A 16388-nucleotide genomic window follows, 5' to 3' on the forward strand; every position below is an offset into this window, starting at 1 on the left:
CAGTACCAAGACGAATTCTTTCTTTTGAAAGTTTTAAACACCAGCTTCGGCTGGTGTTTTTTTATGTCTGGAATATAGGAAAGTACAAGGAAGGGCTGTGGTAAGTAAAAAGCTTACAGTGATCCATAAGCTGTTATTGCTGAACTGGTCGTTCTCAAGGTTAGAAGTAGTCTTAAGATTAGAATTGGAATAGCAGGTTGATAGATAGAATAGAGTCTTCTTTGCTTAATCCTTCAGGCACTTTATCGTGGTATTGGCGAGAGTGAGCGATCTTTAGTGCGATATTGTCGGTAATATCATTGATGGCTTCGAGTTCGGTATCAAACTTTAGGTTACTGTGGCCAGACACAAGCGTCACGTCTGCCTTGAGCTGTAAATTCTTCAAGACCTGCCAAGACGTATTCACGTTGCCACGAAAAATCGCTTCTTCAACAATCTCCGGAAAGATGATGTCATCGTCGTCTAGCTCATCAAGATTTGGCTCTTGGTAACGAAAACCAGGCCCAACTTCGACTTCCAGCACAAACTCTTCGGTATTCGAAAACTGGTAACCCAGACCACTAGAAACGGTGTAGTCCTTAAAGTAGGCGCTGTATCGAGAATCGACACCTTTAAAGCTGCCGTAGAGATAGGTTTTAGGGCTTAACTTGTAGTCACTCTGAGCCGAGTAAGTTGACTGCCTTTTATCTTCTTCGCCATCTTTGTAGAGGTTGTAGTATTTCCATTCACCACTGGTTCTATGGCGGCCTGCCGTGTATTCACCGTTAAGGCGTGCGTTAAGCGACCGTGAATCCGAATTGCCAGTATGCGACTGATATCCAAATTCGACTTCCGTTTTCAGTGGGTTCGGCAGTTCTGTATCACTCGTATCATTCGGTGCGATATCCATATCTTTTTCTTCAGATGTCGGTGCAACGACGATCGGCTCAGCAGTAGGTTCTGGTACTACTATAGAGTCGAGGATTGCATCAACAGAGGCTTTAGTATCATCAGCTAAGGCCAACGGAGTGCTCAGGAGGCCGATGCTTAGAAGACCAGTGCTCAGAGCCAATAATTTGGACACGCATACCTCAAGTTATACAGTGAATGAATGGCAGGATCGTAATGCTACCCTTGGTTAATTCCGTCAGCAATAGGTAAATTCTTCCTGAAGAATAAAACAAACTCATAGGATCGGATTACAAACGGATGTTCTTGGGTATAATGAACGATCATTATTAGTTATTGAGTGTAGTCATAGTGGATACCAAAAGTCAGAAATCAGCCAACGATCAGGTGGACGCCATCAAGGTCCCGCCACATTCATTAGAAGCTGAGCAATCTGTTATTGGCGGTTTGTTATTGGATAACGAACGCTGGGATACGGTTGCTGAAAAGGTTGTGGCCAAAGACTTTTATAGCCGTCCTCACCGTCTGATCTTTGAAGCGGTAAAGGATATCCTTGAAGAAAGTTCTCCTCTGGATCTTATTACACTCTCTGAACATTTAGAGCTGCGTGAGCAACTTGAAGAAGTGGGTGGCTTTGCCTACCTTGCTGACCTAGCGAAAAACACCCCAAGTGCCGCAAACATCAACGCCTATGCGGATATCGTGGCGCAGCGTGCACTTGTTCGTAGCCTGATTGGTGTCGCAAATGAGATTGCTGATTCTGGTTATGATCCTCAAGGTCGTACATCGGAAGAGCTTGTTGATCTGGCTGAAAGTAAAGTCTTCGCGATTGCCGAAGGCCGTGCAAGTGAAAACGAAGGTCCACAAAACGTTGATAGCATTCTAGAGAAGACACTAGAACGTATCGAGATCTTGTATAAAACACCGCAAGATGGTGTGACCGGTGTCGATACAGGTTTCAACGACCTCAATAAGAAAACAGCAGGTCTGCAAGGTTCTGACTTAATCATCGTTGCTGCTCGTCCATCGATGGGTAAAACCACGTTTGCGATGAACTTGTGTGAAAACGCAGCGATGAAGCAAGACAAACCTGTTTTAATTTTCTCGTTAGAGATGCCAGCCGAACAGCTGATGATGCGTATGCTTGCGTCACTTTCTCGAGTTGACCAAACCAAGATTCGTACCGGTCAGTTAGACGATGAAGATTGGGCTCGTATTTCGTCGAGTATGGGTATTCTGATGGATAAGAAGAATATGTATATCGATGACAGCTCGGGCCTGACTCCAACCGAAGTACGTTCTCGTGCTCGACGTATCGCTCGTGAACACGATGGTATCTCTATGATCATGATAGATTACCTTCAATTAATGCGTGTACCTTCGTTATCTGATAACCGTACTCTTGAGATCGCCGAGATTTCTCGCTCATTGAAAGCGTTAGCAAAAGAACTGAATGTTCCGGTTGTCGCACTTTCTCAGCTTAACCGTTCCCTAGAGCAACGTGCTGATAAGCGTCCAGTAAACTCGGATTTGCGTGAATCAGGTTCGATTGAGCAAGATGCCGACTTAATCATGTTTATCTATCGTGATGAGGTTTATAACCCAGATAGTTCACTGAAAGGCATTGCTGAGATCATCCTTGGTAAGCAACGTAACGGTCCGATCGGTTCGGTTCGTCTTACGTTCCAAGGCCAACACTCCCGATTTGATAACTATGCAGGCCCTGCATTTGATGATGAGTAATCGCTAATGACTTACATGAAAGCGGCGACGGCGAGCATTGACTTAAACGCGCTCGAACATAACCTGAACCAGATAAAGTCGAAGGCTCCTCAGTGTAAGGTCATGTCTGTTGTGAAAGCCAATGGCTACGGACACGGCTTACTGCATATTGCCAAGCATTCAAAAAGCTCTGATGCATTCGGTGTGGCGCGTATTGAAGAAGCGTTGCAACTTCGTGCTGGTGGCATTGTTAAACCTATTTTGTTGCTGGAAGGGTTTTACTCTTCGGGCGATTTGCCAATTTTGGTGACCAATAACATTCAAACTGTGGTGCATTGTGAAGAGCAATTAAGCGCGCTAGAGAATGCGGATTTGGAAACCCCCGTTGTGGTATGGCTAAAAGTCGACAGTGGTATGCACCGATTAGGTGTTCGCCCTGAGCAATATCAAAACTTTGTTGAGCGTTTGCATCAATGTGCGAATGTTGCCAAACCTCTACGTTACATGAGCCACTTCGGTTGTGCTGATGAACTGGATAGAGCAACCACCGTTGAACAGACCGAGCTTTTCTTGTCTCTTACCGAAGGCTGTGAAGGTGAGCGTTCACTTGCTGCCTCTGCGGGTTTACTCGCTTGGCCTGACAGCCACCTTGATTGGGTTCGTCCGGGAATCATCTCTTACGGTGTGTCTCCGTTTGTGGATAAATCAGCGCAAGAGCTTGGATTTTTGCCAGTGATGACCCTGACCTCACACCTGATTGCAGTGCGCGATGTGAAAGCCGGTGAGAGTGTGGGTTATGGCGGAAACTGGACCAGTGAGCGAGATACCAAGGTTGGTGTGATCGCGATTGGTTATGGTGATGGTTATCCTCGTACAGCACCTAACGGCACTCCAGTGTTCGTTAACGGTCGAAAAGTACCGATCGCAGGACGTGTTTCCATGGACATGCTAACCGTAGACCTTGGCCCTGATGCGGCAGATAAAGTCGGTGATGAAGCGACATTATGGGGTAAAGATTTGCCTTCAGAAGAAGTCGCAGAACATATCGGTACTATCGCTTACGAACTGGTCACTAAACTGACTTCACGTGTGGCGATGGAATATGTGAAGTAGCTATGGATATTGTAAAGTAAATGATGTTCAAGCGAACGACTCGACAACTAGTGATGTCAGCAATGGCGCTACTCGGTGTCAGCTTTTCTTCTTCAGCCCTTAGCGAAGAAAAAGACTCGGCCTTTGTCCCTTTCTACTTCAGCACCGAAACCATGGGTAATACTTTTGGGGTTGCTGGTGTCGCAAAGGGTGTTTGGCAACCTCAAGCTGCCCTGTTTGGTATGGCGCTTTATTCAGATAAAGACAGCTATGTCGGTTTTCTATCAGCTTTTAATTTCGCTCTATCTGAGAACGTGTTGTTCAGTACTCAAATGTACCAAGCTCGCTTCAATGAAAACCCGTATTATATCGGCTCTCAAGGGGATAACGATTCATCAATTGATGATAAAACCATTGCCGATGGCTTAGAAGAAAACTACCAGTTTGAGTTTAAGTATTTGTTGCCTTGGGGCAATGTTGCCGAGCATGGTTTGCTGGGTGCGTTTCAACCTATCAAAGATGTGAGCTTTGATTCACCAGTTGAGTCGGGTGTCAGCTCGATAATCTTTACGCCTTTTTATACTTCCCGTGAGTTGGAAGGTTTAAATAATAGTGAAGAGGCGACAGGCTTTAGCTTAGCGTTTGATTGGGATAACCGGGATAGCACACGTAACCCAACCACGGGCTCTCATACTAACCTTGAATTCACCACTGGCGCAGAAAGCTGGTCTAACGACGATTTATGGTTGAAGTGGACGTTCCAAAACAGTCAGTACTTCGCATTAGGCCCTTTAGGTGACCTGTTCGACCAACAAGTCGTGGCACTCGATTTCTATACTGTTGATACTCCAACCTGGGATAACTGCTCTGGGCAAGATTGTGCTCGCCCACCGGAAACTGAACAAGCTCGATTGGGTGGCTTGTATCGATTACGAGGTTATACCGGAGGTCGCTACCACGGACGTTCTGCGGTTCATTACTCTGCTGAGTACCGAGTGATTCCTGACTGGCAACCTTTGGGCGATATCCCATTGATTAATTACTACGACTTGCCTTGGTGGCAATGGGTAGCGTTTGCTGAATTGGGGCGCGTTGCGGATGAGTACGACATCAAAACACTGCACTCGGACATGAAATGGAGCTTAGGTGGCGCGGTTCGTTTCCAAGTGGAAGGCATTGTTGTACGTGCTGAGTTGGCGCGAGGCGGTGATGAAGGGACCTTTAGGGTTATGATAAACCAGCCCTTCTAAAGCTTTCGGCCTACAGTAGGCCAATACTATTTTTATAAGAGTGGTTGTGGAAACACACCACTCTTTTTTTATTAAGAAGATCTAGCTTTCAAACCGTCTACTCACCTTGAATCGTAGCAACAACCGTACGGCTGCCACCACAATCTCGATGCTCACCTAAGTAAATGCCCTGCCATGTTCCTAAAGCTAAACGACCATTGCTAATTGGTATTGTCACACTGGTGCCAAGTGTCGATGCTTTAATGTGGGCTGGCATGTCATCATCGCCTTCATAGGTGTGTCTGTAGTAGGGTGCTCGCTCAGGTACAAACTTATTAAAGTGTGATTCCATATCGGTACGGACGGTAGGATCAGCGTTCTCGTTTAGCGTGAGGCTGGCAGAGGTATGTTGGATAAAAAGATGTAATAAACCAACAGATAGAGAATTGATATCGTGTATCTGTTGTTCAATTTCATCAGTAATGAGATGGAATCCACGCTTTCGTGCATTTAGGTGTATAGTCTTCTGAATCCACATACGCCATCCTTTATAATGTATTTGGAAAAAAAGTGGTTTAACGCTATCTTTTGAACTTGAATTTATCAGGTATCGCTCACATTTAATTATGTTAGAGCTAGAGTCTGTACCGATTCTTCTATCAGGAAATCGAATCCTGATTTATCTCAAGGTACAGCTCTTCATATGCGGCATAATACGTCGTGAAAAAAAATTACAAAGAATCTTTCAGTGGTGACGAGGTTTGGTCATCACAGAAAAATATAAACTTTCGCCTAATCGGGGGTTCTATTCATCACCCAGGTGACGTTTAGAATAAAACCTACAGTAACATCGGGATAGATACCATGTTGAAAAATATCAACCCAACGCAAACACAAGCGTGGAAAGCTCTAACTGCACATTTTGAGTCTGCTCAAGATATGGATATGAAAGAGCTGTTTGCTCAAGATGCAAAGCGTTTCGAGAGCTTTTCTACTCGTTTCGGTTCTGACATCTTAGTAGATTACTCTAAGAACCTTATCGATGCTGAAACGATGCAGCACCTATTTGCTCTTGCGAACGAGACTGAAGTTAAGTCTGCAATCGAAGCAATGTTCGGTGGTGATGCAATCAACAAGACTGAAGGTCGTTCAGTGCTTCACACTGCTCTACGTAACCGTAGTGATAAGCCAGTAATGGTTGATGGCAAGGACGTAATGCCAGCAGTAAATGCAGTACTAGCAAAAATGGAGCTGTTCACACACCGTATCGTTTCTGGTGAGTGGAAAGGTTACACAGGTAAAGAGATCACTGATGTAGTTAACATCGGTATCGGCGGTTCGGACCTTGGTCCATACATGGTGACTGAAGCGCTAACGCCATACAAAACTCGTCTAAACATGCACTTCGTTTCTAACGTAGATGGCACTCACATTGTTGAGACACTTAAGCCTCTAAACCCAGAAACGACACTATTCTTAGTGGCATCTAAAACATTCACTACTCAAGAAACAATGACTAACGCGCACTCTGCTCGTGATTGGTTCTTGGCTGAAGCGGGTGATAACGCACACGTAGCTAAACACTTCGCAGCACTATCAACTAACGCAACTGCGGTCGCTGAGTTTGGTATTGATACTGACAACATGTTCGAATTCTGGGACTGGGTTGGTGGTCGTTACTCACTATGGTCTGCAATCGGCCTTTCTATCTCACTATCTGTTGGCTTCGATAACTTCGTAGAGCTATTAGATGGCGCTCACGAGATGGATAACCACTTTGCTTCAACTGAGTTTGAAAGCAACATCCCAGTTATCCTTGCGCTTATCGGCATTTGGTACAACAACTTCCACGGCGCTGAGTCAGAAGCAATTCTACCTTACGATCAATACATGCACCGTTTTGCTGCTTACTTCCAGCAAGGCAACATGGAATCGAACGGTAAGTTTGTTGACCGTGAAGGCAACCCAGTAGAGTACCAAACAGGTCCTATCATCTGGGGTGAACCAGGTACAAACGGCCAACATGCTTTCTACCAACTGATTCACCAAGGCACTAAGCTGATCCCATCAGACTTCATCGCGCCTGCAATCAGCCACAACCCAGCATCTGATCACCACCAGAAGCTAATGTCTAACTTCTTTGCTCAAACTGAAGCACTAGCATTCGGTAAGACAAAAGAAACAGTGGAAGCTGAATTCCTAGCTGCTGGCAAAACAGCTGAAGAAGTTGCTGAGCTAGTACCTTTCAAAGTGTTTGAAGGTAACCGCCCAACGAACTCTATTCTTGTTAAGCAAATTACACCTCGCTCTTTAGGTAACCTAATCGCGATGTACGAGCACAAGATCTTCGTTCAAGGTGTTATCTGGAATATCTTCAGCTTCGACCAATGGGGCGTAGAACTTGGTAAGCAACTAGCAAACCAAATTCTTCCAGAGCTTGCTGATGATGCTCAAGTAACGTCTCACGACAGCTCAACGAATGGTCTAATCAACGCATTTAAAGCGCTGAAAGCTTAAGACTGTTTGAGTAAAACTAAGTAATAAATGTAAAACGCCAACCTTCGGGTTGGCGTTTTTGTATCTGTAGAGCAAGCAATGGTTAAATCGCAGGTAATAAAAAGGCTGACGTGTCTGTCAGCCTCTTAAATATTCTAAATACTTACAGTGACTATTTCTATTCGAAACAGATCTCGATGAAAGCATTACCCCATTGAGATGAGAAAGGCATGATGATGATTGCCCCGTCACACTTGTGACGAATAGTATGTCCTTTACCGGAAACCACGATTGGAGTTGCCATGTCGAAGTCGAAGCCGCTTTCAGCAAGAATACGTTTTGCACCGCCAGTCACCATGTTAGTGATTTCACCCACCATATCGGTTACTTCTTCGTTGAGGCCGTTTGGTCGTTCACCGAGCATGTTTTCCATGATTTCGAGGGCGAGACCTTCATCAAAGGTGATCGACATTGAGCCACGAGATTGTGTACCCACCATACCAATTAGGCCGGATACATCACCACGAGCGATTTCATCTTTCTTAACTCTCGGTTTTTGTGGCTTCAATTCTAGAGAAGCCATCGTTTTTAATACGTTCATCAAAGAAGCTAAAAACGGGTTTACAAATTCAGCGCGCATAATGTTCTTCTATAATCTTATTCTTTCATCTCGGAGGAGCAAGATTGGCAAATGCCATGCGATTCAATGACATGATTAGTCAATTGAAAGCCATGCTTCTCAGCGTTACTGGCGAGTAGGGTGACAAGCGCATCGTCTTGCAGTTCTATCACAGTGCCACATTTATCGCAGATCAGTAGTTGGGAGAAATGTTTGTTGGCATTACAAGAACAGCAGCATATAAAGCTATTGGTTGACTCAACTCTGTGAATGAAACCTTGCTCCAACAAGAAATCCAAAGCGCGATATACTGTAGGTGGCTTGGCTTGCGGCTCACTGACTTTCAATTGCTCTAATAATTCATAAGCACTAGAGGCTTTCTTATTAGAGAGGATGAGCTCAAACACTCGCTTTCTTTGAGGCGTTAATCTAACGCCACGCGATGCGCATATCCCTTCAACTTGCTCTATTAATGTGTGGTCCAAATTCTTCACCATTCAATCGGACATCCTCAAAACAAACCCTATTTTCAGGTTATTTCGGCTAAGGAGCCATTGATTTCTATTAAAGTCAGGTACAGAGCGTATTGTGACCCACGACTTTGAATAAGACAAGGTAACTCAAAATGACAGTGTGACTCAAGGCATAACTGATTAATGAGACTGAATTAGAGATCTGATGAATAGGTTTATAAAAAAATGTGAGGCAAAGTTCATATAGCACAAACAGGGCATAGCATTTACAATAGCCGATCTTGCTTTTGCTGGGTATTCCAGCATATTTTTTTGACTCGCTACTAGGGTACTTTGCCATGACACATTCATGTAGGTTGTCTGTCGCTCCAATGCTCGATTGGACTGACCGCCACTGTCGTTACTTTCACCGTTTGCTATCTCAGCAGACTCTTCTGTACACGGAAATGGTAACAACAGGCGCGATCTTACACGGTAAGGGCGATTTCCTAGAATACAGTGAGCAAGAGCACCCACTGGCTCTTCAACTTGGTGGTTCAAATCCAGTCGATCTTGCTGCTTGTGCCAAACTGGCTGGTGAGCGCGGATATGATGAAGTTAACCTTAACGTAGGTTGCCCTTCAGACCGAGTTCAAAACGGTCGCTTTGGTGCGTGCTTAATGGCTGAACCAGAGCTGGTAGCAGACTGTGTATCAGCGATGAAAGAAGTCACTGATATTCCAATCACGGTGAAAACTCGCATTGGTATCGATGACCAAGACTCATATGAGTTTCTGACGAAGTTCATCTCAACGGTTTCTGAAAAGGGCGGCTGTGAACAATTCACTATTCACGCACGTAAAGCGTGGTTGAGTGGTCTTAGCCCGAAAGAGAACCGTGAGATCCCACCTCTAGACTACGATCGTGCATACCAAATCAAGAAAGACTTCTCTGATCTTGTGATTGCTGTGAATGGTGGTATCACTACGTTAGAACAGACTAAAGAACATCTTCAGCACCTTGACGGCGTGATGATTGGTCGTGAGGCTTACCATAGTCCATTTATTCTTGCGGAAGTTGATCAACAGATCTTTGGTTTAGATACGCCAATTAAGAAACGCTCACAAGTTGTGGAAGAGATGTACCCGTACATCGAACGTGAACTTTCAAATGGTGCGAGCCTAGGACATATCTCTCGTCACATGCTTGGTTTGTTCCAAAGCATGCCTGGTGCAAGGCAATGGCGTCGCTACATCAGCGAAAATGCACATAAGAAAGGCGCAGGTATTGAAGTAATGCAGACGGCATTGGCTAAGATTCCTAAAGAGCTGAACGTATAACCTCTCTCAAGGTGAAGAGTCTACGTAAGGTTAAATTCGCCATTAGAGGCTAAATTTACCACTCTGATTTATTTGAAAAGCCACGTATGAGAATGTGTGGCTTTTTATTATATTGATAAATAAGGCTTTTATTGTTTTTGGTGACTTGGTACAGAAGCTGCAATGTTAGAAAGTAGGAAAGATAGGTCATTAACTCATTAGGGAGACCATTATGTTTGAATTAATCTTTGTTCTGATTTTCGTTGCTACGCTACTTGTGACAGGTATTACCTTTATGACTGTATTAGCTGCAACTGGAGTAGCGTTACTAGTCATGTTGGTCTTAGGTATGATGGGTGTCGTGTTTAAATTGCTGCCTTGGTTGATCGTGATTGCAATCGGTGTGTGGTTTTTCAAAAACTTTGTACACAGTTCTAACCAGAGACGTTACTAAGGTCATAGTGCCGTCAAATCTTTACTCGTCAGCGGTTTATCGTTTTAGAATTTAATATGTGTGGTAGAATTTTCCCCAATAATCTGTGAATGTGCATACAATTAGCACTACGATATGGAATTGGAGCTATCTCAAATGAATAAAATGCCATTAATTGCTTTAGTGGGAATGCTATCTTTAAGCTCGGCAGTGGCTGCTGAAGAAGAGTTTTCTTACACGGCTAAAGTCGGTGCCGATATGTGGTGGGGAAGTACTAAGCTAAACGAAGTTAGACAAGATGAAGACTCTAACTCTCCTTCTGTGTATTTCGCATTTGAGCATAATGCCCCAATGCTGCCAAATGCTAGCTTCCGCTATACGTCTATTGATACGGATGCATTGGCTTTTGATAAGTACGACTACACATTCTACTACACGTTGCTAGAGCATAAGTTGATGAACTTCGATGCGGGTGTGACGTTTACTCAGTACTCGAACTCTAATTACATCGAACCAAAAGCGACGGGTGCGAAAACATCGACGTTTGATGAGTTCACGTGGAGTTTTTACGGTAACGCAGAGATCAACGTTCCTGATACCAACTTCGATATCATTGGTACGATGGAGTTTGGTGATAGCAGTGGCATAAAGAGCACTGATTTAATGGCAGGTGTTCAGTACCGAATTCCTGTATCAGAATCTGAAATTGCCCTGCGTGGTGGTTACCGTGTTATCGATCTAGACTCGGATGAGTTCTTCAGTTCTGAACTAGGCAAGAGCTTCGTTATGGTCGATGGTTGGTTTGCGGGTGCTGAAGTACGCTTCTAGGCCATACAAAGCAAACTTAGCACGAATTTTAAGAACGTCACTTTATTAAGTGGCGTTTTTTATATCTATTGATTATATCTTTCTGGAATTAGTTAGCACATTCATCACTTTCGACCATCCTTATACAGAGAGCTGATTAACGTCTACTCTTATAAGGTCTATGCTGTTGGGTCAGAACAAGGGATGGAATATGACACTCAATGAATTACGCAATTTATATCGAGAAAATTTGTTAGTTGAAGCCATCATAGAGCCCTCAATACAAGAAGGGTCTTGGGTTGTGGAGTTTCGCCATATGAGAGGCGGCTTTGTTCTGCTTACTGATGTCCATGGTGAGGAGTGCCATTATGCGGATTTAGACCTAGCATCTAAGTCGGCAATGGCGGTTGGCTTTCAGCAAGTGCGTATTGAAAACCAGTAAGTCAATTTACGTTTCAATCGGTTTTTACTTCCAAAAAGTTATAAAACATACTTTTCTATTCTTTCTTGTTATTAAAAGGAGTGGTTAATCTATCGTCACGCAATGATTAGGGATGTCGTGACCATGTCTTTAAATAAGAAAGAGTCTTCACAAAATAATAATGCACAGTCTGGGGTTAATGAACTACCTGGGCTAGCAGCACCACTTAATGACCAACAATTGGGTCATCTTCAACACACTGTTTCTGAGTTATCTTCACAACAACTGGCATGGGTCAGTGGTTACCTTTGGGGTGTGAGCCAAGCTCAGCCTGTAGGTGCAGCTGCGCCAATCGCTCAAGCGGCTGCTGCAGTAGCCGCTAAACCGGCGGGTAAGCTCAGCATTATCTTCGCATCTCAAACAGGTAATGCTAAAGGCGTCGCTGAATCGCTTGAGGCAGAAGCTAAAGCCTTGGGTATTGCTGTCGAGCTTTTCGATGCCAGTGATTATAAAGGTAAGAATCTAGCCAAAGAGACACACGTCATTTTTGTGGCTTCAACCAATGGTGAGGGCGAAGCCCCTGATAACGCGATTGAGTTGCATGAATTCCTACAATCGAAGAAAGCGCCAAAATTATCAAACCTACAATACGGTGTGATTGGTCTGGGCGACTCAAGCTACGAGTTTTTCTGCCAAACGGCGAAAGACTTCGATAACTTCCTAGCTAAGCTTGGTGCAAAATCATTTGTTGATCGTCTTGACTGCGACGTGGATTACGAAGCTGCAGCAACCGAGTGGCGTGCTAAAGCTCTATCACAAGTACAAGAAACACTGTCGACGGGCGCTGAGGCCGAGGTGGTTCAATTACCAGTAGGTCAAGCTGCTGCTGGTCATTCGCAGTACACCAAGCAAAACCCTTACACCGCAACCTTGCTAACGAGCCAAAAGATCACAGGTCGAGATTCGGGTAAAGACGTTCGTCATATCGAGATTGATCTGGATGAGTCCGGTATTACTTATCAACCGGGTGACGCACTGGGTGTGTGGTATGAAAACAGTTCAGAATTAGCGAATCAGATTCTTGCTAAAGTTGGGCTCTCTGGTATCGAGAGCGTAGATGTGGATGGTGAAAACCTCTCTATTCATAGTGCACTCGTCAGTAAATTCGAAATTACATCTTCAAATCCTCAACTAGTGACTAAGTTTGCTGAGCTTTCGGGCAGCAAGAAGTTAATCAAGCTGGTGGAAGATAAAGACAAGCTTCGTGAATATGCAGGCAACACTCAAATTGTTGATGTACTAGCTGAAAAGAAAACCAAGCTATCGGCTGATGAGTTAATTGGCCTACTACGTAAGCTGACTCCACGCCTCTATTCTATTGCATCAAGCCAAGCAGAAGTAGATGAAGAAGTTCACTTAACGGTTGGCCTCGTTGAATATCAAAAAGGCGAAGAGTCTCGTTTAGGCGGAGCTTCTAGCTTCTTAGCTCAACGACTTGAAGAAGGTGGTGAAGTGAAGGTGTTTGTTGAGAACAACAATAACTTCAAATTACCACAAGACGATAATACACCAATCATCATGGTTGGCCCGGGTACCGGTATCGCACCGTTCCGCAGTTTTGTTCAAGAGCGTGAAAACAATGATGCTGAAGGTAAGAGTTGGTTGTTCTTCGGTGACCGTACCTTTACTCAAGATTTCTTATACCAAGTTGAATGGCAGAAATACCTCAAATCTGGTGCGCTAACCAAATTGGATGTTGCCTTTAGTCGTGACCAAAAAGAAAAGGTTTATGTTCAAGATCGCTTAATCGAACAAGCAGCTCAGGTTTGGCAATGGCTGCAAGAGGGCGCGTACCTCTATGTTTGTGGTGACGCGACTCGAATGGCGAAAGATGTCCATGAAGCGTTAGTGACGATAGCGGAAAAACATGGCAACCAGAGCCGTGAGCAAGCTGAACAATATATTAATGATTTACGTAAAGCGAAACGTTACCAAAGGGATGTGTACTAATGAGCAAGCAAGTAATAGAGCAAGAAGTGCTAGGTCAAGTACTTGGACCTTTGGCTGACAATGAGCGTTTGAAGCGTGAAAGTAAGAATCTACGCGGTACGATTGAACAAGATCTTCAAGACCGTATCACTGGTGGTTTTACCGCAGACAACTTTCAGCTGATCCGCTTCCATGGTATGTATCAACAAGATGACCGTGATATCCGCAACGAGCGTGCAAAACAAAAGTTAGAACCTTTACATAATGTCATGCTTCGTGCGCGTATGCCTGGTGGCATCATCACTCCTAAACAATGGTTAGCGATTGATAAGTTCGCAGATGAAAGCACCTCTTATGGTTCTATCCGTCTAACAACACGTCAAACTTTCCAATTCCATGGTGTGTTGAAACCGAACATTAAATTGATGCACCAAACGCTAAACAGTATTGGCATTGATTCAATCGCTACTGCAGGTGACGTCAACCGAAATGTTTTGTGTACGACAAACCCGGTTGAGTCCGAGCTTCATCAAGAAGCATATGAGTGGGCGAAAAAGATCAGTGAACACCTATTACCTAAGACTCGCGCTTATGCAGAAATCTGGTTAGATGGTGAGAAACTAGAAACAACCGATGAAGAACCTATTCTAGGTAGTAACTACCTACCGCGTAAGTTCAAGACGACGGTTGTGATTCCTCCACAGAATGACGTAGACGTTCATGCCAATGACCTTAACTTTGTTGCGATTGCAAAAGACGGAAAACTGGTGGGCTTTAACGTGTTAGTGGGTGGCGGCTTAGCAATGACGCACGGCGATACTTCTACTTATGCACGTAAAGCTGACGACTTTGGTTTTGTATCACTAGACAAGACATTAGATGTAGCAGCAGCCGTTGTGACTACACAGCGTGATTGGGGTAACCGTTCGAACCGTAAGAACGCAAAAACCAAATACACACTAGACCGTGTTGGTATTGATGTATTCAAAGCGGAAGTAGAAAAACGTGCAGGCGTTGAGTTTTCTGAAAGCCGTCCTTATGAGTTTACTGGCCGTGGCGATCGTATCGGTTGGGCGGAAGGCATTGATGGTAAGCACCACTTAGCGTTATTCATCGAAAATGGTCGTTTACTTGATTTCCCAGGTAAAGCGCTGAAAACAGGCGTTGCTGAAATTGCGAAGATCCACAAAGGTGACTTCCGCATGACTGCAAACCAAAACTTAATTGTTGCAGGTGTCTCTAAAAGTCAGAAGGCCAAAATTGAGAAACTGGCGCGTCAATATGGTTTGATGGATGATGCGGTAAGTGAGCAACGTAAAAACTCAATGGCGTGCGTGGCATTCCCAACATGTCCTCTAGCAATGGCAGAAGCTGAGCGCTTTCTTCCTGAGTTTGTTACAGATGTTGAAGACATTCTGAAAACACATGGATTACCAGAAGAAGATAACATCATCCTTCGAATCACTGGTTGTCCAAACGGTTGTGGTCGTGCCATGTTGGCTGAACTGGGGTTAGTCGGTAAGGCTCCGGGGCGTTACAACATGCACTTAGGTGGCAACAAAGCCGGAACTCGTATCCCGAAGATGTATAAAGAGAACATCACTTCAGCTCAGATCTTAGAAGAGATTGATTCGCTGGTGGGACGTTGGGCTACGGAACGACAGGACAATGAAGGTTTTGGCGATTTCACTATCCGAGCCGGCATCATCGAAGAGGTGATCATTTCAAAGAGGGATCTGCATGCATAATTCTGTCGCTTCAAAATTGAAGTTAGCAGAGCTACTCGCATTGACTAAGACGGAGCAAATACTTCGTCTTGGACAAATCAACGCAGAGTTAGAGCGGCTAACCGCATTAGAAAGAGTTAGTTGGGCTTTAGATAATTTAGAAGGGACACATGTTGTGTCTTCTAGTTTCGGAATCCAAGCAGCGTTGATGCTGCACTTAGTGACTCAAGCGAAACCAGACATTCCGGTTATTCTGACGGACACCGGGTACCTATTCCCGGAAACATATCGTTTTATAGATGAGTTAAGTAAGAAGTTGACTCTAAACCTTCAAGTATTTCGTGCGCAACAGAGCCCAAATTGGCAAGAAGCGCAATATGGTAAACTTTGGGAACAAGGCATAGAAGGGATAGAGAAGTACAACAAGCTTAATAAAGTTGAACCGATGAGAAGAGCGCTTGATGAGCTCGAGGCTGGGACATGGTTTTCCGGTTTAAGAAGAGAGCAATCTCAATCGCGCGCAAACCTACCAATTTTATCCATCCAAAATGGTGTGTTTAAATTCTTGCCGGTAATCGACTGGACGAATAAAGATGTTCACTATTACTTAGAAGAGCATGGTCTCGGTTATCACCCGCTTCGAGAGCAGGGTTACCTTTCTGTTGGAGATACACATACAACTAAGAAGTGGGAGCCGGGTATGACTGAAGAGGAAACTCGTTTTAATGGGCTGAAACGCGAATGTGGTCTCCATGAAGATGATGGAGAGCAATATGGTTCTGGGATTTAGAGTCATTGCTATTTAAAAAGCTGCCATTAGGCAGTTTTTTAGTTTCTAGGGGATAAAATCAGAGTGGTTGTGGATAAGTCTGTGGTTATTGTGTAGTTACTTTGTAGTTAAAGTTGCATAAATAAGGCTTTGAGTGTTTATTCGTCATGTAATCGTTATTTTTACATTTTTCTTTAATAAACACTTGCCAATGTGATGAACATCTCTATAATGCCGCCTCACTGACACGGCAGACGCCGCAAGGCTTCAGCGCAGAATGTTAGTTAGGCAACTAGTTTTAAGCGATAATTCGCTCCTACTTTTAGAAAGTGGAAATTAATTTTCAAAAGTGTTTGACACTGAGAATTAAATCGCTAGAATGGCCGCCTCTTCCGAAGTGATGCAAGTCACAACGAAGAGAAGCT

General features: G+C 44.2%; 15 protein-coding genes. 11 read left to right on the forward strand and 4 right to left on the reverse strand.

All coding sequences use genetic code 11. The annotated features are described in order from the left end of the window. Window positions 1-178 precede the first annotated feature (178 nt). Window positions 179-1063 carry a DUF481 domain-containing protein gene (locus FTW16_RS12710; protein ID WP_132982593.1) on the reverse strand — a complete coding sequence of 295 codons (885 nt, stop codon included), beginning with the start codon at window positions 1061-1063 and terminating at the stop codon, window positions 179-181. Window positions 1064-1239: 176 nt separating this feature from the next. Here FTW16_RS12710 and FTW16_RS12715 point away from each other — a divergent pair, with 176 nt between their 5' ends. The 3 genes from FTW16_RS12715 to FTW16_RS12725 are packed head-to-tail and all read left to right on the forward strand — an operon-like array spanning window position 1240 to window position 4952. After that, window positions 1240-2631, forward strand: coding sequence for a replicative DNA helicase (locus FTW16_RS12715; RefSeq protein WP_016767560.1), 1392 nt, complete (start codon window positions 1240-1242; stop codon window positions 2629-2631). Window positions 2632-2637: 6 nt separating this feature from the next. Continuing rightward, on the forward strand, window positions 2638-3723 hold the full coding sequence (gene alr / locus FTW16_RS12720; RefSeq protein WP_017065624.1) for an alanine racemase: 1086 nt from the start codon (window positions 2638-2640) through the stop codon (window positions 3721-3723). Between the two features lie 23 nt (window positions 3724-3746). Further along, complete coding sequence (locus FTW16_RS12725; RefSeq protein ID WP_146491343.1) at window positions 3747-4952, forward strand: BamA/TamA family outer membrane protein; 1206 nt, start codon at window positions 3747-3749, stop codon at window positions 4950-4952. Between the two features lie 97 nt (window positions 4953-5049). Here the strand turns inward: FTW16_RS12725 and FTW16_RS12730 are convergent, their stop codons facing one another. Continuing rightward, on the reverse strand, window positions 5050-5469 hold the full coding sequence (locus tag FTW16_RS12730) for a secondary thiamine-phosphate synthase enzyme YjbQ (RefSeq protein ID WP_146491335.1): 420 nt from the start codon (window positions 5467-5469) through the stop codon (window positions 5050-5052). A gap of 326 nt (window positions 5470-5795) precedes the next feature. On the opposite strand from FTW16_RS12730, the gene pgi reads away from it, so the two are divergent. Further along, window positions 5796-7448: a glucose-6-phosphate isomerase gene (gene pgi / locus FTW16_RS12735; protein WP_146491336.1), complete on the forward strand. Its 1653-nt coding sequence runs from the start codon at window positions 5796-5798 to the stop codon at window positions 7446-7448. 157 nt (window positions 7449-7605) lie between these two features. On the opposite strand, the gene FTW16_RS12740 is transcribed toward pgi, so the two are convergent. Both FTW16_RS12740 and zur read right to left on the reverse strand, forming a co-directional pair. After that, window positions 7606-8067: a chemotaxis protein CheX gene (locus FTW16_RS12740; protein WP_017059940.1), complete on the reverse strand. Its 462-nt coding sequence runs from the start codon at window positions 8065-8067 to the stop codon at window positions 7606-7608. A gap of 17 nt (window positions 8068-8084) precedes the next feature. After that, entirely contained in the window at window positions 8085-8543 is a 459-nt protein-coding gene (zur, locus tag FTW16_RS12745) for a zinc uptake transcriptional repressor Zur (RefSeq protein ID WP_017059941.1), read from the reverse strand. A 314-nt stretch (window positions 8544-8857) separates the two neighbouring features. Here zur and dusA point away from each other — a divergent pair, with 314 nt between their 5' ends. The 7 genes from dusA to FTW16_RS12780 all read left to right on the forward strand — a co-directional run bounded on the left by dusA (window position 8858) and on the right by FTW16_RS12780 (window position 15984). After that, window positions 8858-9838 (forward strand): tRNA dihydrouridine(20/20a) synthase DusA, encoded by a 981-nt coding sequence (gene dusA / locus FTW16_RS12750; RefSeq protein WP_146491337.1) that lies wholly within the window; start codon window positions 8858-8860, stop codon window positions 9836-9838. Window positions 9839-10049: 211 nt separating this feature from the next. Then, the gene (gene pspG, locus FTW16_RS12755) at window positions 10050-10271 is read left to right on the forward strand and encodes an envelope stress response protein PspG (RefSeq protein WP_017059950.1); all 222 of its coding nucleotides are present in this window, start codon (window positions 10050-10052) and stop codon (window positions 10269-10271) included. A gap of 135 nt (window positions 10272-10406) precedes the next feature. After that, entirely contained in the window at window positions 10407-11078 is a 672-nt protein-coding gene (locus FTW16_RS12760) for a TIGR04219 family outer membrane beta-barrel protein (protein WP_146491338.1), read from the forward strand. Window positions 11079-11268: 190 nt separating this feature from the next. Then, window positions 11269-11499, forward strand: coding sequence for a hypothetical protein (locus FTW16_RS12765; protein WP_146491339.1), 231 nt, complete (start codon window positions 11269-11271; stop codon window positions 11497-11499). A 123-nt stretch (window positions 11500-11622) separates the two neighbouring features. Next, window positions 11623-13488: an assimilatory sulfite reductase (NADPH) flavoprotein subunit gene (locus FTW16_RS12770; protein ID WP_146491340.1), complete on the forward strand. Its 1866-nt coding sequence runs from the start codon at window positions 11623-11625 to the stop codon at window positions 13486-13488. Beyond that, complete coding sequence (gene cysI / locus FTW16_RS12775; RefSeq protein ID WP_146491341.1) at window positions 13488-15215, forward strand: assimilatory sulfite reductase (NADPH) hemoprotein subunit; 1728 nt, start codon at window positions 13488-13490, stop codon at window positions 15213-15215. The genes FTW16_RS12770 and cysI overlap by 1 nt, the downstream gene beginning before the upstream one ends. After that, the gene (locus FTW16_RS12780) at window positions 15208-15984 is read left to right on the forward strand and encodes a phosphoadenylyl-sulfate reductase (RefSeq protein ID WP_146491342.1); all 777 of its coding nucleotides are present in this window, start codon (window positions 15208-15210) and stop codon (window positions 15982-15984) included. The genes cysI and FTW16_RS12780 overlap by 8 nt, the downstream gene beginning before the upstream one ends. The last annotated feature ends 404 nt before the right edge of the window (window positions 15985-16388 follow it).

Origin of the sequence: Vibrio sp. T20 (assembly GCF_007858795.1) — a bacterium.
Classification (GTDB): Bacteria; Pseudomonadota; Gammaproteobacteria; order Enterobacterales; family Vibrionaceae; genus Vibrio; species Vibrio satsumensis.

Coding starts and splice junctions, on each gene's coding strand:
- alr (WP_017065624.1), top strand. CDS start 2,638: ATGACTTACATGAAAGCGGCGACGGCGAGCATTGACTTAAACGCGCTC.
- FTW16_RS12725 (WP_146491343.1), top strand. CDS start 3,747: ATGTTCAAGCGAACGACTCGACAACTAGTGATGTCAGCAATGGCGCTA.
- FTW16_RS12730 (WP_146491335.1), bottom strand. CDS start 5,469: ATGTGGATTCAGAAGACTATACACCTAAATGCACGAAAGCGTGGATTC.
- pgi (WP_146491336.1), top strand. CDS start 5,796: ATGTTGAAAAATATCAACCCAACGCAAACACAAGCGTGGAAAGCTCTA.
- FTW16_RS12740 (WP_017059940.1), bottom strand. CDS start 8,067: ATGCGCGCTGAATTTGTAAACCCGTTTTTAGCTTCTTTGATGAACGTA.
- zur (WP_017059941.1), bottom strand. CDS start 8,543: ATGGTGAAGAATTTGGACCACACATTAATAGAGCAAGTTGAAGGGATA.
- dusA (WP_146491337.1), top strand. CDS start 8,858: ATGACACATTCATGTAGGTTGTCTGTCGCTCCAATGCTCGATTGGACT.
- pspG (WP_017059950.1), top strand. CDS start 10,050: ATGTTTGAATTAATCTTTGTTCTGATTTTCGTTGCTACGCTACTTGTG.
- FTW16_RS12760 (WP_146491338.1), top strand. CDS start 10,407: ATGAATAAAATGCCATTAATTGCTTTAGTGGGAATGCTATCTTTAAGC.
- FTW16_RS12765 (WP_146491339.1), top strand. CDS start 11,269: ATGACACTCAATGAATTACGCAATTTATATCGAGAAAATTTGTTAGTT.
- FTW16_RS12770 (WP_146491340.1), top strand. CDS start 11,623: ATGTCTTTAAATAAGAAAGAGTCTTCACAAAATAATAATGCACAGTCT.
- cysI (WP_146491341.1), top strand. CDS start 13,488: ATGAGCAAGCAAGTAATAGAGCAAGAAGTGCTAGGTCAAGTACTTGGA.
- FTW16_RS12780 (WP_146491342.1), top strand. CDS start 15,208: ATGCATAATTCTGTCGCTTCAAAATTGAAGTTAGCAGAGCTACTCGCA.